This is a genomic window from Enterobacter sp. SLBN-59, assembly GCF_024807915.1.
In the GTDB taxonomy this organism is placed as follows: Bacteria; Pseudomonadota; Gammaproteobacteria; order Enterobacterales; family Enterobacteriaceae; genus Enterobacter; species Enterobacter asburiae_B.
Window position 1 is genome coordinate 1014384 of sequence record NZ_JANUFI010000001.1, and the last position, 13240, is coordinate 1027623.

Here is a 13240-nt window from a genome sequence, read left to right on the forward strand (position 1 = left end):
ATAATATTATTATTAATTTTATAACAGTGATGAATATTTTTGGCTATTTTTCCTAACAATCCTGCGCCCTACACTCTTCCCCATTCAAACGTAAGGGAGAGTCTGCTATGAAAAATAACCGTATTTGTCAGATCCTGGGCATCGAAAAACCTGTTATTCAGGGGCCGTTATCCTGGCTCACGGATGCCCGTTTAGTTGCTGCGGTCAGCAATGCCGGAGGGCTCGGCGTGCTGGGGCCCAATGCCGGTTTAACCGCCGACACCGCGGTCTCCACGCCGGAAGAGACCGCCGAAAAAATGCGCGAAGAAATTCGTAAAACCAAACGGCTGACCGAGAAACCGTTTGGCGTGAACCTGATCCCCACGGCCGTTAATGACGTCTGGACAGGACCTATTCTTCAGGTGGTGAAAGACGAAGGCGTCAGGGCCGTGGTGTATACGGGCTACGGGGAAGGCAGCATTATTCCCGCCCTGTTCCGTGAGTTAAAAGAGGCGGGTATCGCCATTATCTACCGCGACATCAACCCAACGCCGGAGAACACCTGCCTCGCAGAAGAAATGGGGGCTGACATTATCGTCGCCACCGGTTTTGATGAGGGTGGAACGTTACCCGCAACGGCGCTTGGCACCTTTTCCATCGTGCCGCTGATTGCCGATGCCGTGAAGCACATTCCGGTGATGGCCGCGGGCGGCATTACCGATAACCGCACCGCCAGAGCGGCCCATGCATTGGGCGCGGAAGGCGTGTTTGCCGGTTCAGTGTTTATCAGCACGGAAGAAAGCCGCGTGCCGCAGAGCGTCAAAGAGAAAATTGTTGCCGCCAACGGCCTCGATTTGCTGCTTTTCCGCACCGTGCCCCATTACTACCGCGCTCTTCCCGGCAAGCTGGCGGAAAAACTGGCGTCGATGGATAAAGCAGGCGCAAGCAACGAAGCGCTGGGCAAGGCGATGGGGGGATTACGAGGCCTGCGTCTTGGCATGCTGGAAGATAATACCGATGAGGGCTATATCGCGCTCGGCACGGGGATTGGGAACATCCGCAGCGTGAAAAGCGTGGCCGAGGTTGTTAATGCGTTAACGGTTGAGTAAGCACCCGGCGTCCTGGTCTGCACCAGGACGCCCAGGTTCATCAGGGAATAATCCGCGCGGCTCTCAGCTGCGCGAACAGGCTGAAAAACATCTCATCGGTCGCCTGCATTTGCGTAAAGCCCGCCCTGCGCAGTTTGCTCCCGTCACCAAACATGTCGTAATTCCAGCCAAAGACAAAATCGGCAAAATGCCCGTCGCTCAGCTGCAAAATATCCGCTTCCGCCAGCCGCTCTTCGGCAAGCTCGCGCCATACGCCGCGATAGTCGTTAAACAGCTGATGAAATGACAGCCTCACCGGCGGCGCAGGGTCCAGTTCAAACCAGCGTGCGATGCGCGGCCACAGCTCGCTCCAGCGCCAGATATCGCCATTGTTTACGTTGAAGGCCTGATTCTGTGCCGCAGGTGACTCGGCGGCCCACACCGTGGCCTCGGCCAGCAGCCCGGCGTCGGTATGGTCAACGATGCTGTGCCAGGCCTGTTCCGAACCGGGAAAACGCAGCGGTAACCCCAGCGCCCTGCACAGGGAGGCGTACAGGGCGATGCTGAGCGCAAGGTTCATGGCATTACCCGGTACCGGGCTCCCCACCACGCCCGGCCTGATGGCATTCCAGTGCCAGCCTTTCCCCCGCTGAAACTGGCTGAGCCACGCGAGCTGCGCGGCGTTAAATTCGGCACCCGGCACGCCGGGATCGCTTTCCCGCGCCGGGGTTTTAAACGGTCCCAGATGCGCACCATAGACTTTGTACCCCTGCATCAGGCTTACCGTCTGCAAAGGCGCCGTTTTTTCGAGGGTGCTGACCAGATTACGCAGCATGGTGACGTTCGGCTCAACCATGTCCGTCCAGTTCGCCGCATTCGCCCAGGCGCTGTAAAAGATGTGGGTGACACCGTTAAGGTCGTGCAGCGCCCTTGCGGTATCCTTAGCATCCAGTAAATCGACGTTCACCACGGGAATGCCGTCCGGATGGGTTACCTCGCGGCGACTGAGGCCGATCACCTCCCACTGATGGTGCAGGAGCGTATTGACCAGCTGTCTGCCGACAATGCCGCTAGCGCCCGCGACCAGGGCGACGTTGTGTTGCTGCATCTTATTCATGGTGTTTCTCCGGAAAGGGTGACAGACGCAGTGTGATCTATTATTTTTTCTGGAGATATCCCCTGAAACCGATGGCACTTATAAGCAGAATCATTAAATGAATAATAAGCTCACCGCCATTTCGACCTTTCTACGCGTCGCTGAAGCGGGCTCGTTTTCGGCGGCCGCCCGTCAGACCGGCATTAAGCAGTCCGCCGTCAGTCAACAGATCGCGGCGCTTGAGGACGCGTTGGGTGTGGTGCTGCTGCACCGTACAACGCGTACGATGAGGCTGACCGAACAGGGTGAACGTTACCGGCGAGATATGCAGCTTGTGCTGGACGCCATGGGGGAAGCGGAGAGGCGTTTACATCCTGCCGACCATCGCGTTCAGGGACGCGTCCATGTCCAGTTGCCGAGCGGCCTGGGGCAGATTTTTTTGCCGCATCTGCAGGCGCTGCAGCACCTGCATCCCGAACTGCAGCTGATGATTTCCCTGGATGACCGCCTTGCCGATCTGGTGACGGAGGGCGTGGATGTCGCGATACGGCTGGGCAGCGAGCCTCCGCAGGCGCACGCGGCTCGCGTGCTGGCGCGTATTGAAGCCGCGCTGTTTGCCGCTCCCGGTTTTCAGGCGGTACACGCCGTCAGCGAGCTGGCGACGCTGCCACACGTACGGTTCAGCGGTATTCCGCTGGATGCCCCCCTGCGCCTGATTTCCGACGAGGAAACGGTCGAGGTCAACGTGAATACCGTTTTCCGTGCCAACACCAGCGACGCGCTGCTGCAGGCGCTGGAATCAGGCATCGGTATCGGCGGCATGCAGCGACCGCTCGTGGCCAGGGCGCTGCAGGCGGGCACGCTGGTACCGGTGCTGCCCGACTGGCGGTTACCCGATCGCTTCCTCTACGCCGTCTATCCTGATGCCCGCTTTATTCCGCAGCGCGTCAGAAAGGTCGTCAGCGTGATCGAGCAGTTACTGCCTGAAATACTGAAGAAAAACTGATTGTTTCCGCAGTAAATCACGTGCATTTTTTAACCGCCAGGAATAGAGTGTTTTTACCGTATCCTCCTCTTTCTGGAGCACTTATGCCGGATTACCGTTTTTTCCAAAAAGGCCCGAACCTGATTGCGATCGAGAGCGCAAACACCGATGCGGCCGCTCAGCTCATCGCTCAGGGGTTTGAAAAACAGTTTGAGGAGATTGGCGCAGCGGATGAAAAAGAGGCGCTTACCCGCCTTGCGGATATCCGTAAAAATAATGAGATCGATCGCTATAACTTCCTGGCCGGAGCGGGCGAAATGCCGCTGATCGGCGCGCTGGCGGCTGCGGCAACCTGGTTGGTGCAAAAGAAATAACGCAACCATCCTCTACTTCGCCACCGGCAAATCGGCGTACCGCGTCGTATAGGCCGGTGACAGCATCTCACGCTTCATCGCCCAGGATTTCTCAATACCCTGCCCGGCGAACCATATCTTCCCTTTACCGGAATGATTTACGCTGTCCATCATCTCCATCAGCGCCGCGCTGTTGGCGCGCAGGCGATTATCGTCAAACAAATTAAGCTGGGCGACGCCGCTGCTGAAAAAGTCCGCCAGCATGACCCCGGCTTTCATATAGCGATAGCCGTCGAGCCATATACGCCCCAGCGCCTCCGTGGCGGCGCGGATGATATCGCGCGAGTCATTGGTGGGCGTCATCAGGGTGACAGAAGCCTGATTGCCGTAATAAATTTCGTTATCCGCGTGCGGGCTGGTGCGCACAAATACGCTGATAAAACGACAGTATTGATGCTCGCCGCGCAGTTTTTCCGCAGCGCGTTCCGCGTAGGCGCAAATAGCCTGGTGCATCTCTTCATATTGGGTAATACGGTGTCCAAACGAACGGCTACAGATGATTTGCTGCTTGGTGGGGGTGAACTCCTCCAGATCAAGACAGGGCTCACCGCGCAGCTCGCGGGCCGTACGTTCCAGTACCACGTTGAAATGTTTGCGGATGACCCAGGATGACGCTTCCGCCAGCTCCAGCGCCGTGGTAATGCCCATAGCGTTGAGCTTTTTCGTGATGCGCCGCCCTACGCCCCACACCTCCTCTACCGGAACCTTTTCCAGCAGCTTACGCTGCCGCTCGCGGCCTGAGAGATCGACCACGCCGCCCGTGCTGGCCCAGCGTTTCGCCGCATAGTTGGCCAGCTTTGCAAGGGTTTTGGTCGGGGCAATACCGACGCCAACGGTTAGGCCCGTATTTTTAAAGACCTCTGTGCGCATCTGGTGACCGAACGCTTCCAGCGACAGGCAGTGGCTGACCCCTGAAACGTTCACGAACGCTTCATCGATGGAGTAAATCTCTATTGCCGGGGCGAGATCGGTCAGCGTCTGCATGACCCGACTGCTGAGATCGGCATACAGCGCATAGTTCGAGCTAAAGACGTAAACTTTTGACGGATATAGCTTTTCTTTGAATTTAAAATACGGCTCACCCATTTTTATGCCGAACTGCTTTGCCTCCCGCGACAGCGAAATAATGCAGCCGTCGTTATTGGACACCACCACGATGGGTTTCCCCTGCAGATCGGGGCGGAAGACCCGCTCGCAGGAGGCGTAAAAGCTATTCACATCAACCAGCGCGAACATGTTTATGCGTTTTGAGCGTGTGGGTGACGACGCCGAAGATCTGCAGCTCCTCTTCGGACTGAAAGGTAATCGGCTGATAGCGGGCATTATGCGGCAGAAGTCTCAGAACCGGACGGGTCTGTAGCTCTTTCACCGTAAACTCACCGGCGACCGACGCCACGACGATATCACCGTGTTCGGCATTTAACGAACGATCGACCACCAGCAGATCGCCATCGCCGATCCCCGCCCCAATCATGGAGTCTCCGCTCACCTTGATAAAATAGGTCGCACTGGGGTGTCTGACTGCCAGCCGGTTAAGATCGAGACGATCCTCCACATAATCCTGCGCCGGGCTGGGGAAACCACAGGCAACGCGTTCTAAAAACAAAGGTAATTCAATGTCTTGTTTTGGGTGATAAGAAAAGAGAGTGTCCATAATGCCTTTCTCGCCAGATACTGTATATAAATACAGTATTACGGATTATGGACAAGGATCAAGGTCATTTCCAAAGGCGAACCCAAACGCGTTGAAGTTTGAGCGGTTTTAATTTAGCAACGTTGCCCGCCGTTAACAGGCCTGACAGCACAAGTCATATAAAAGTCATCTGGTTTATGACTTATAAAAAATAACATCACTATGAAATAACTACACATTGACTTTTAAGTCAGATAAAAGCATATTTTACCGAACGAATTAACAAGACTTACTGGAGAATATTTTCCATGCCCGCCCGTGACTATCCAGACAAGCGTGTTGCACGCGGTCTGGCAAAGGAGGCCGATCTCAGGATGTTGAGCGCCCGCATCGATCCCGATCTGATGGAGTACATCAGAACCACCGCCTTTGAGACGCGTAAGAGCAAGCAGGAGATTGTGGCGGAAGCGTTAGCGCTTCACAGGCAGAAAAGTCAGACAGGAGCCTAAGCGCGCAAAGCCGGAAGCACCCTCCAGGCTTTGCGCGTGTCACTTTTAATCCCTCAGCGAATTCAGCGTTTCCAGTGCTTCAGGCGGCAAACGCAGCTCCCCCGCCGCGAGGTTTTGCCGCAGATGCGCTACGGAAGAGGTGCCTGGGATCAGCAGAATATTCGGGGAACGCTGCAGCAGCCATGCCAGCGCAACCTGCATTGGCGTTGCGCCCAGTGAATCCGCGACGGCCTTCAGCCCGGAAGATTGCAGTGGCGTAAAGCCTCCCAATGGGAAGAACGGCACATACGCGATCCCCTGCTGCGCCAGCAGATCCACCAGCGCGTCGTCACCCCGGTTCACAATGTTGTACATGTTCTGCACGCACACCACCGGAACCATTTTCTGGGCTTCCGCAACCTGGGTGGCCGTGACGTTGCTCAGGCCAATATGACGCACCAGCCCCTGCTGCTGTAATTCGGCCAGGGTGGAGAGCGGTTCAGCAATTGACCCTTCCGCCGGCCCGTGTGCGCTAAACATGATCCGCAGATTCACCACGTCCAGCACGTCCAGCTGCAGATTACGCAGGTTGTCATGCACCGCCTGGGTCAGTTCCTGCGCGGAAAAGGCCGGCAGCCAGGCACCTTTGTCGTTGCGACGGGCGCCAATCTTGGTGACAAGCGTCAGATCGTCCCGGTAAGGGTGAAGCGCCTCGCGGATCAGCTGGTTAGTGACATGGGGACCATAAAAATCACTGGTATCAATGTGGTTCACCCCCGCCGCCACCGCTTCGCGCAGCACGTCCAGCGCGGCCTGCTTATCCTTCGGTGGACCAAAGACGCCCGGCCCGGCGAGCTGCATCGCACCGTAGCCCAGTCGTTTTACCGTCCGCGTCCCGAGCGCGTACGTCCCGCTTTTATCAATGCTGCTCATGTTAACCTTCCTCATAAAAATGATCCGGATTTACAACAGGTTCCTCACCGGAGCCCTTAGTTAAGCGCGAGTTAAATTAAAGTTTAAATTCTATACGACGATAGTATTGGTGTACCTCTGCATCCTTTCTAACGGACGACCGCTATGCTGAAAAATTTGCACGTGATTACCGGTATTATCTTTGCCCTCACCATATTCTGTCTGCTGCAAGTTGTCACGGGAGGGTTGTTCTACTCTGCCGTCAGCAACGATCGCCATAACTTCCAGAATTCCGGCGTGCTCAATGCCCAGCAGGAAAGCCTGAGCGACAGCGTGAACACGCTGGTGAAAACGCGCGTCACCGTCACCCGGGTGGCGATCCGCTACCTGAAAAACCAGCGCGATCCGGCTTCCCTTGCGGCGATCAATAAGCTGCTTGGCACCGCAGCCGACTCGCTGGCAAAAGCCGAAGCCTATAACAAAGAGTGGCAGAAGCTGCCGCAGGTTAACGGCCAGGAGGCAGCATTAACCGACGAGATGCAGAAATCCTGGAACCAGATGCACGAAGTGATGCGCCTATCGATTGAGTATCTGCGTGCCGACAACTACCAGGCCTATGGCGATCTGGACGCCCAGCAGGCGCAGGACGAGATGGAGGCGGTTTATAACCGCTGGCGCGCCGAAAACAACACCCTGCTGAAGGCCGCAACCGAAGAGAACCAGAGCAGCTTCACGCAGATGCAGTGGACGCTGGCGGCGATTCTGCTGGCCGTTATCGCGGTTCTGGTGGTCATCTGGCAGGGTTTACAGCACCTGCTGTTAAAACCCCTCCACTCCATTATGAACCATATTCGCGCCATTGCAGGGGGTGACCTGACGCAGGAGATCGCTATCTCCGGTCGCAATGAGATGGGCCAGCTGGCCGCGGGCCTGCATGAGATGCAGCAGTCGCTGGTGACCACCGTCAGCGCCGTACGGGGAAGTACGGATTCCATCTACACCGGCGCAGGCGAAATTGCCGCGGGAAGCAACGATCTTTCCGCCCGCACCGAGCAGCAGGCCGCCTCGCTCGAAGAGACCGCCGCCAGCATGGAAGAGCTGACCGCGACGGTTAAACAGAACTCCGATAACGCCCGTCAGGCCACGCTGCTGGCGAAAAACGCCTCTGAAACGGCCGCGCGCGGCGGTCACGTCGTGGACAACGTGGTTCGCACCATGAACGAAATCGCCGACAGTTCGCAGCAAATTGCGCATATTACCGGCGTGATCGACAGCATCGCGTTCCAGACCAACATTCTGGCGCTTAACGCCGCGGTGGAAGCGGCACGCGCCGGGGAACAGGGCCGTGGTTTTGCGGTTGTTGCAGGTGAAGTCCGTACGCTGGCGAGCCGCAGCGCGCAGGCGGCGAAAGAGATCAAAGGGCTTATCGAGAACTCCGTCAGCCGGGTGAATACCGGTTCTGAGCAGGTTAGCGAGGCTGGCACCACCATGAAGGAAATTGTCGCCGCCGTCACCCGCGTGACCGATATCATGGGTGAGATTTCATCAGCCTCTGACGAGCAGAGCCGCGGTATTGAGCAGGTGAGCCTGGCCGTTTCGCAGATGGACAGCGTGACGCAGCAAAACGCCGCGCTGGTGCAGGAGTCCGCCACGGCGGCTGCGGCACTGGAAGATCAGTCCGAGCAGCTGCGCCAGGCGGTAGCGGCGTTTCGTCTGAACGGCAAAGAAAAAGCGGTCGCCCCACGCCCCGCCAGTCTGAAAACGCCACAGCTGCTGCGCCCGGCGACGACAACCGCCGCCACCGACAGCAACTGGGAAACGTTCTGAGTCACCGGCGGGCGAGGAGATCGCCCGCTAGCGGCTGCGCTTGGCGTGCCGCTCCCAGTTTTCCCGTTTTGCCCCATCCGATTTTCGCAGTGAAACATAACATGCCCCGCTGCCGCCGTGATGCGGCAGCGCCACGCAGAAGGCCTGCACTTCCTCGAACTCCGTTAACCAGCGCGCCAGATAACTGCGCACCACGTTGGGATGCGAGTTCTGCTCGCGCCCTTTCCCGTGAATGATGATCAGATTGCGTAACCCGTCGCGTCCGGCCTGGCGAATAAAAGAATAGAGCATCTGACGGCAGCGTTCGGCGGGCTGGCGCAGGAGGTTTAAGCTGGCCTGGCGGGCATATTTCCCCGAGCGCAGCTTATCGATAACGCCCTGCTGTACCCCTTCGCGCTGGAACGCCAGCGGTTCTTCCAGGGGAAGCATGTCAAGAAAATCCAGCGTCAGGAAGTTATCCAGCTGTTCGCTATCCACTTCCTCGCGCGTCCGCGTATTGCGGCTGAGCTGCCAGTGAATATCCGCGCAGCGCTTCAGGGGCTGGACATCTTCCATGGCGTCAAGAAAAAATGATTTGTCGTCAGGGTTCATGGACATCCTCCGGCTACATCTGAGGACTGTACTATACCTGCGCCAGAGACCGGCCTCAATCACCGTTACGGGGCAATGCGCGGCAATAATATTAACCTGATGAATATATATAGTAATTATTAAATAGATTTAAATCAGACTTAACTAAAATTTCAGCAAAGGTAAAATACGTGATTTATGTTAAAATTTCGTGAAATCAATCACTCGCCCGCCTTTCATTTTTCAGAAAAGGTGTTATACCTAAATATACCTGCCTCATGGAAATAATACCCAGGATTGGCGAAAGGACGCACTGCTGTGTGTACTATAGGGTCTGTCTGATGTCGGGCAGATCCTGTTTTTTTAATCTGCATTTCACGCGACGATTATTTTTCTCGCTTCCCTTCTGAACTGCGTAATTAATGACTCAGCAAGGGGCGTCTGACGTGAATCACGGCGCTGAATTAAATAATAGGTTGCTTTAGGAAGCGATTCGACAACCGGCAGCATGACCAGACGGTGCGCCAGCAGCGGGTCACAGCCTAGCTCCTGCGGTAATATGCTTAAAAAATCACTTTGCGCGACCAGGCTAATACAGGAAGAAAATGTTTCGCAAACCACACCAATTCGCGGTATTTGCGAACGATTGCTAAATACCTCCTCTAATTGCTTATAATAACTTCCCCGCGGCGTCGGCATTGTCCAGTTATAATGCAGGAGTTCATTAATTGACGTTGCCCCCATTGCCGGATGCCCCTCCCGACAAAATACCGCAAACGGTTTTTCGAAGAGCTTTTCAAACGTAAATTCCTGGTCGTAAGGTCCCTGATAATAGGTGTTGATGGTGAAGTCCAGCTCGCCCTGGCGTAATTCATTGATCATCGATACCAGCTGCCCTTCCATAATCCGCACCTTGACCTGCGGATGCTGCGCATGAAAGCGGGTGATAACGGCGGGCATCAGCGTGCGTGAAACGCTGGCCCCCATCCCGATGTTGATCTGCCCGGCCAGCTCCCCCTGCCGTTGACGGATGTCATCCTGCGCCGCGCGCAGCTCTTCCAGAATCAACCTGGCGCGCTGGTAAAAACCCTCACCGCATTCGGTCAACGCGACGCCCTTACTCCTGCGCACGAAAAGCTGCGCCGCCATGCCCTCCTCCAGCTCTTTGATGGATTTCGCCGGCTGGGAAAGATTCAGCGTCCTGCTGGCACCGCGAATGCTGCCCTGACGCGCTACCTCAACAAACGCCCGGATTTGATGAAATTTAATCTGGAATGTCATAGCCCGACCGATAACCGTTGTTTATCAGAGTAAAGAAACTGTCATCTACTTTAATGGAAAGGGATGTGCGAGGGTAATTCCTGAACGGTTAAAACTGTGAAAAATCGGTTAGTGATAAGTAAAATCTATCACAGCGTGAAGCAGTTCACATATTTTAATGATGACAGGAACAGATATGGACACACTGGCGCAGTACATCCAGACACTATCCCCGCAGCTGAGCGCATGGCGTCGCGATTTTCACCATTTTGCGGAATCCGGCTGGGTAGAGTTTCGAACGGCCGCGAAAGTCGCGGAAATCCTCGACTCGCTGGGCTACGAACTGGCGATGGGCCGCGACGTCGTCGATGCCGAAAGCCGGATGGGGCTGCCCGATGCCGCTACCCTGGCGCAAGAGTTTGCCCGCGCGGGCGCGCAGGGCGCGCCTGAGAAATGGCTGGCGCCGTTTGAAGGCGGGTTTACCGGCATTGTGGCGACCCTCAATACCGGCCGCCCTGGACCGACCCTGGCGTTTCGCGTCGACATGGATGCCCTTGACTTAAGCGAAGCGCTGGATGAAAGCCATCGCCCGTTCCGCGACGGGTTTGCCTCCTGCAACGCGGGCATGATGCACGCCTGCGCGCACGACGGCCACACCGCTATTGGTCTGGGGCTGGCGCAGGTGCTTAAGCAGAATGACGCACAGCTCAACGGCACCATCAAGCTGATCTTCCAGCCAGCCGAAGAAGGCACTCGCGGGGCGCGCGCCATGGTTGCCGCCGGGGCGCTGGACGACGTGGACTATTTTACGGCCATCCATATTGGTACCGGCGTCCCTGCCGGAACGGTGATTTGCGGCAGCGATAACTTTATGGCCACCACCAAGTTCGACGTGAACTTTACCGGCGTTGCCGCACACGCGGGCGGTAAGCCGGAGGACGGACGTAACGCCCTGCTCGCCGCCGCGCAGGCCGCCCTCGCCCTGCACAGCATCGCCCCGCACAGCGACGGCGCCTCCCGGGTGAACGTCGGGGTGATGCAGGCGGGCAGCGGACGCAACGTAGTGCCCGCCAATGCCCTGATAAAGGTTGAAACCCGCGGTGAAAGCGAAGCGATTAATCAGTACGTCTTTGAACGCGCGCAGGCGGTCATTACCGGCGCAGCGGCGCTCTACGGCGTGCGCGCTGAGATGCGCCTGATGGGTGCCGCGACGTCCAGCGCGCCGACACCGGCGTGGGTGGATTACCTGCGCGAACAGGCGAGCCAGGTTTCCGGGGTTATTCACGCCATCGACAAGGTGAAAGCGCCAGCGGGTTCCGAAGACGCCACGCTGATGATGGCCCGCGTGCAGGAGAACGGCGGCATGGCGTCCTATATGGTGTTCGGCACGGATTTGAGCGCCGGACATCACAACGAAAAATTCGACTTCGATGAGCAGGTCATGGCGATTGCCATTGAAACGCTGGCGCGAACTGCGCTCAATTTCCCGTGGACGCGAGGTGTGTAATGCAGGAGAACTACGATTTTATTGCCGATGCGATCGACACGCGATGTCGGACGTTAACCGATATTGCCGACGCGATCTGGGATCGTCCTGAAACCCGCTTTGAAGAGTTCCGGTCCGCCGAGCGGCTGGCCAGCGAGCTTGAGGCCGAGGGCTTCACGCTGACGCGCGAGGCCGGCGGTATTCCAAATGCCTTTATCGCCAGCTTCGGCAGCGGGAAACCGGTCATCGCCCTGCTGGGCGAATACGACGCGCTGGCCGGGCTAAGCCAGCAGGCGCACTGCGCGACGGCGCAATCCGACACGCCGGGAGCCAACGGCCACGGCTGCGGGCATAACCTCTTAGGCACCGCAGCGCTTGCGGGCGCGGTGGCGGCGAAAAGCTGGCTGGAGCAGCACGGCGGCAGCGGAACGGTGCGTTTTTATGGCTGTCCCGGCGAGGAAGGTGGCTCCGGGAAAACCTTTATGGTGCGCGAAGGTCTGTTTGATGACGTTGATGCCGCCGTCACCTGGCATCCGGAAGCCTTCGCCGGGATGTTTAACGTCAGCACGCTGGCGAATATTCAGGCCGCCTGGCGTTTTCACGGCGTGGCGGCACACGCGGCCAACTCCCCCCATCTGGGACGCAGCGCGCTCGACGCCGTGACGCTGATGACCACCGGCACCAACTTCCTTAACGAACACATCATTGAGAAAGCGCGCGTCCATTACGCCATCACCGACACCGGCGGGATTTCGCCCAACGTGGTGCAGGCGCAGGCGGAGGTGCTGTACCTGATCCGCGCCCCGGAGATGGCCGATGCGCAGCAGATCTACGAACGCATCGAAAAAATCGCCCAGGGCGCGGCGATGATGACTGAAACCACCGTCGAGTGCCGCTTTGATAAAGCCTGCTCCAGCTACCTGCCGAACCGCACGCTTGAAGCGGCGATGTATCGCGCGTTGCAGCACTACGGCACGCCGCTCTGGACGGAGGAAGAACGCGCTTTCGCCCGCGAAATCCGCGCCACCCTGACGCCCAACGATCTGCAAAACAGCCTGAAAAATATTGCCGCGACGGGCGGTGACGCGGGTAAAGCCTTTGCCCGGCGTCATCAAGAGACACTGCTGGTGGATGAAGTCGCGCCCTATGCCATCACCGACAACGTGCTGGCGGGTTCAACCGACGTGGGCGACGTCAGCTGGAAAATGCCGGTCGCCCAGTGCTTCAGCCCCTGCTTTACCGTCGGCACGCCGCTGCACACCTGGCAACTGGTGGCGCAGGGCCGTACCTCCATTGCCCACAAAGGCATGCGGCTGGCCGGAAAAGTGATGGGCGCAACCGCGCTCAATCTGCTGCAGGACGCGGCGCTGCTGAAAAAATGCCGTGAAGAGTTCGAACAACAAATACAAGAAAAACCGTACGTGTGTCCGATCCCACAGGGCGTGACACCGTCACCTTTAAAATAAAAAAACACAACACAACAACACAACAACACAACACTCC

General features: G+C 57.3%; 13 protein-coding genes. 7 read left to right on the forward strand and 6 right to left on the reverse strand.

Features of this window, described 5'->3' with window-relative positions:
* The first annotated feature begins 107 nt into the window (after positions 1-107).
* On the forward strand, positions 108-1088 hold the full coding sequence (locus M2422_RS04715) for a nitronate monooxygenase family protein (protein ID WP_064672379.1): 981 nt from the start codon (positions 108-110) through the stop codon (positions 1086-1088).
* A 40-nt stretch (positions 1089-1128) separates the two neighbouring features.
* Here M2422_RS04715 and M2422_RS04720 read toward each other — a convergent pair whose 3' ends face one another.
* Entirely contained in the window at positions 1129-2184 is a 1056-nt protein-coding gene (locus M2422_RS04720; protein WP_064672378.1) for an SDR family oxidoreductase, read from the reverse strand.
* Between the two features lie 97 nt (positions 2185-2281).
* Between M2422_RS04720 and M2422_RS04725 the strand changes: the two genes are divergently transcribed.
* Together M2422_RS04725 and M2422_RS04730 are read left to right on the forward strand one after the other, a co-directional pair.
* Complete coding sequence (locus tag M2422_RS04725) at positions 2282-3169, forward strand: LysR family transcriptional regulator (RefSeq protein WP_259140120.1); 888 nt, start codon at positions 2282-2284, stop codon at positions 3167-3169.
* 83 nt (positions 3170-3252) lie between these two features.
* A complete protein-coding gene (locus tag M2422_RS04730; RefSeq protein ID WP_045356947.1) occupies positions 3253-3522 on the forward strand; it encodes a hypothetical protein in 270 nt (89 codons plus the stop codon).
* 12 nt (positions 3523-3534) lie between these two features.
* Here M2422_RS04730 and umuC read toward each other — a convergent pair whose 3' ends face one another.
* Both umuC and umuD read right to left on the reverse strand, forming a co-directional pair.
* Entirely contained in the window at positions 3535-4797 is a 1263-nt protein-coding gene (gene umuC, locus M2422_RS04735; RefSeq protein ID WP_064672376.1) for a translesion error-prone DNA polymerase V subunit UmuC, read from the reverse strand.
* Complete coding sequence (gene umuD / locus M2422_RS04740) at positions 4781-5215, reverse strand: translesion error-prone DNA polymerase V autoproteolytic subunit (protein ID WP_029740280.1); 435 nt, start codon at positions 5213-5215, stop codon at positions 4781-4783. Before umuD ends, umuC begins: the two co-directional genes overlap by 17 nt.
* A gap of 287 nt (positions 5216-5502) precedes the next feature.
* Here umuD and M2422_RS04745 point away from each other — a divergent pair, with 287 nt between their 5' ends.
* Positions 5503-5703, forward strand: a complete 201-nt coding sequence (locus tag M2422_RS04745; RefSeq protein WP_023311485.1) for a hypothetical protein — start codon at positions 5503-5505, stop codon at positions 5701-5703.
* 45 nt (positions 5704-5748) lie between these two features.
* Here the strand turns inward: M2422_RS04745 and M2422_RS04750 are convergent, their stop codons facing one another.
* Positions 5749-6615, reverse strand: a complete 867-nt coding sequence (locus tag M2422_RS04750) for an aldo/keto reductase family oxidoreductase (protein WP_048976938.1) — start codon at positions 6613-6615, stop codon at positions 5749-5751.
* A gap of 144 nt (positions 6616-6759) precedes the next feature.
* Here M2422_RS04750 and M2422_RS04755 point away from each other — a divergent pair, with 144 nt between their 5' ends.
* A complete protein-coding gene (locus M2422_RS04755) occupies positions 6760-8421 on the forward strand; it encodes a methyl-accepting chemotaxis citrate transducer (RefSeq protein ID WP_064672375.1) in 1662 nt (553 codons plus the stop codon).
* 27 nt (positions 8422-8448) lie between these two features.
* Here M2422_RS04755 and smrA read toward each other — a convergent pair whose 3' ends face one another.
* Positions 8449-9012 (reverse strand): DNA endonuclease SmrA, encoded by a 564-nt coding sequence (gene smrA, locus M2422_RS04760; protein ID WP_064672374.1) that lies wholly within the window; start codon positions 9010-9012, stop codon positions 8449-8451.
* A 354-nt stretch (positions 9013-9366) separates the two neighbouring features.
* Positions 9367-10272, reverse strand: a complete 906-nt coding sequence (locus M2422_RS04765) for a LysR family transcriptional regulator (protein ID WP_259140126.1) — start codon at positions 10270-10272, stop codon at positions 9367-9369.
* Between the two features lie 175 nt (positions 10273-10447).
* On the opposite strand from M2422_RS04765, the gene M2422_RS04770 reads away from it, so the two are divergent.
* Both M2422_RS04770 and M2422_RS04775 read left to right on the forward strand, forming a co-directional pair.
* Positions 10448-11758, forward strand: a complete 1311-nt coding sequence (locus M2422_RS04770; RefSeq protein WP_064672372.1) for a M20 family metallo-hydrolase — start codon at positions 10448-10450, stop codon at positions 11756-11758.
* Positions 11758-13203, forward strand: a complete 1446-nt coding sequence (locus tag M2422_RS04775) for a M20 family metallopeptidase (protein ID WP_064672371.1) — start codon at positions 11758-11760, stop codon at positions 13201-13203. The genes M2422_RS04770 and M2422_RS04775 overlap by 1 nt, the downstream gene beginning before the upstream one ends.
* The last annotated feature ends 37 nt before the right edge of the window (positions 13204-13240 follow it).

Bases quoted from the DNA above. Each gene is read 5' to 3' on its own strand.
- M2422_RS04715 (WP_064672379.1), top strand. From the start codon at position 108: ATGAAAAATAACCGTATTTGTCAGATCCTGGGCATCGAAAAACCTGTT.
- M2422_RS04720 (WP_064672378.1), bottom strand. From the start codon at position 2,184: ATGAATAAGATGCAGCAACACAACGTCGCCCTGGTCGCGGGCGCTAGC.
- M2422_RS04725 (WP_259140120.1), top strand. From the start codon at position 2,282: ATGAATAATAAGCTCACCGCCATTTCGACCTTTCTACGCGTCGCTGAA.
- M2422_RS04730 (WP_045356947.1), top strand. From the start codon at position 3,253: ATGCCGGATTACCGTTTTTTCCAAAAAGGCCCGAACCTGATTGCGATC.
- umuC (WP_064672376.1), bottom strand. From the start codon at position 4,797: ATGTTCGCGCTGGTTGATGTGAATAGCTTTTACGCCTCCTGCGAGCGG.
- umuD (WP_029740280.1), bottom strand. From the start codon at position 5,215: ATGGACACTCTCTTTTCTTATCACCCAAAACAAGACATTGAATTACCT.
- M2422_RS04745 (WP_023311485.1), top strand. From the start codon at position 5,503: ATGCCCGCCCGTGACTATCCAGACAAGCGTGTTGCACGCGGTCTGGCA.
- M2422_RS04750 (WP_048976938.1), bottom strand. From the start codon at position 6,615: ATGAGCAGCATTGATAAAAGCGGGACGTACGCGCTCGGGACGCGGACG.
- M2422_RS04755 (WP_064672375.1), top strand. From the start codon at position 6,760: ATGCTGAAAAATTTGCACGTGATTACCGGTATTATCTTTGCCCTCACC.
- smrA (WP_064672374.1), bottom strand. From the start codon at position 9,012: ATGAACCCTGACGACAAATCATTTTTTCTTGACGCCATGGAAGATGTC.
- M2422_RS04765 (WP_259140126.1), bottom strand. From the start codon at position 10,272: ATGACATTCCAGATTAAATTTCATCAAATCCGGGCGTTTGTTGAGGTA.
- M2422_RS04770 (WP_064672372.1), top strand. From the start codon at position 10,448: ATGGACACACTGGCGCAGTACATCCAGACACTATCCCCGCAGCTGAGC.
- M2422_RS04775 (WP_064672371.1), top strand. From the start codon at position 11,758: ATGCAGGAGAACTACGATTTTATTGCCGATGCGATCGACACGCGATGT.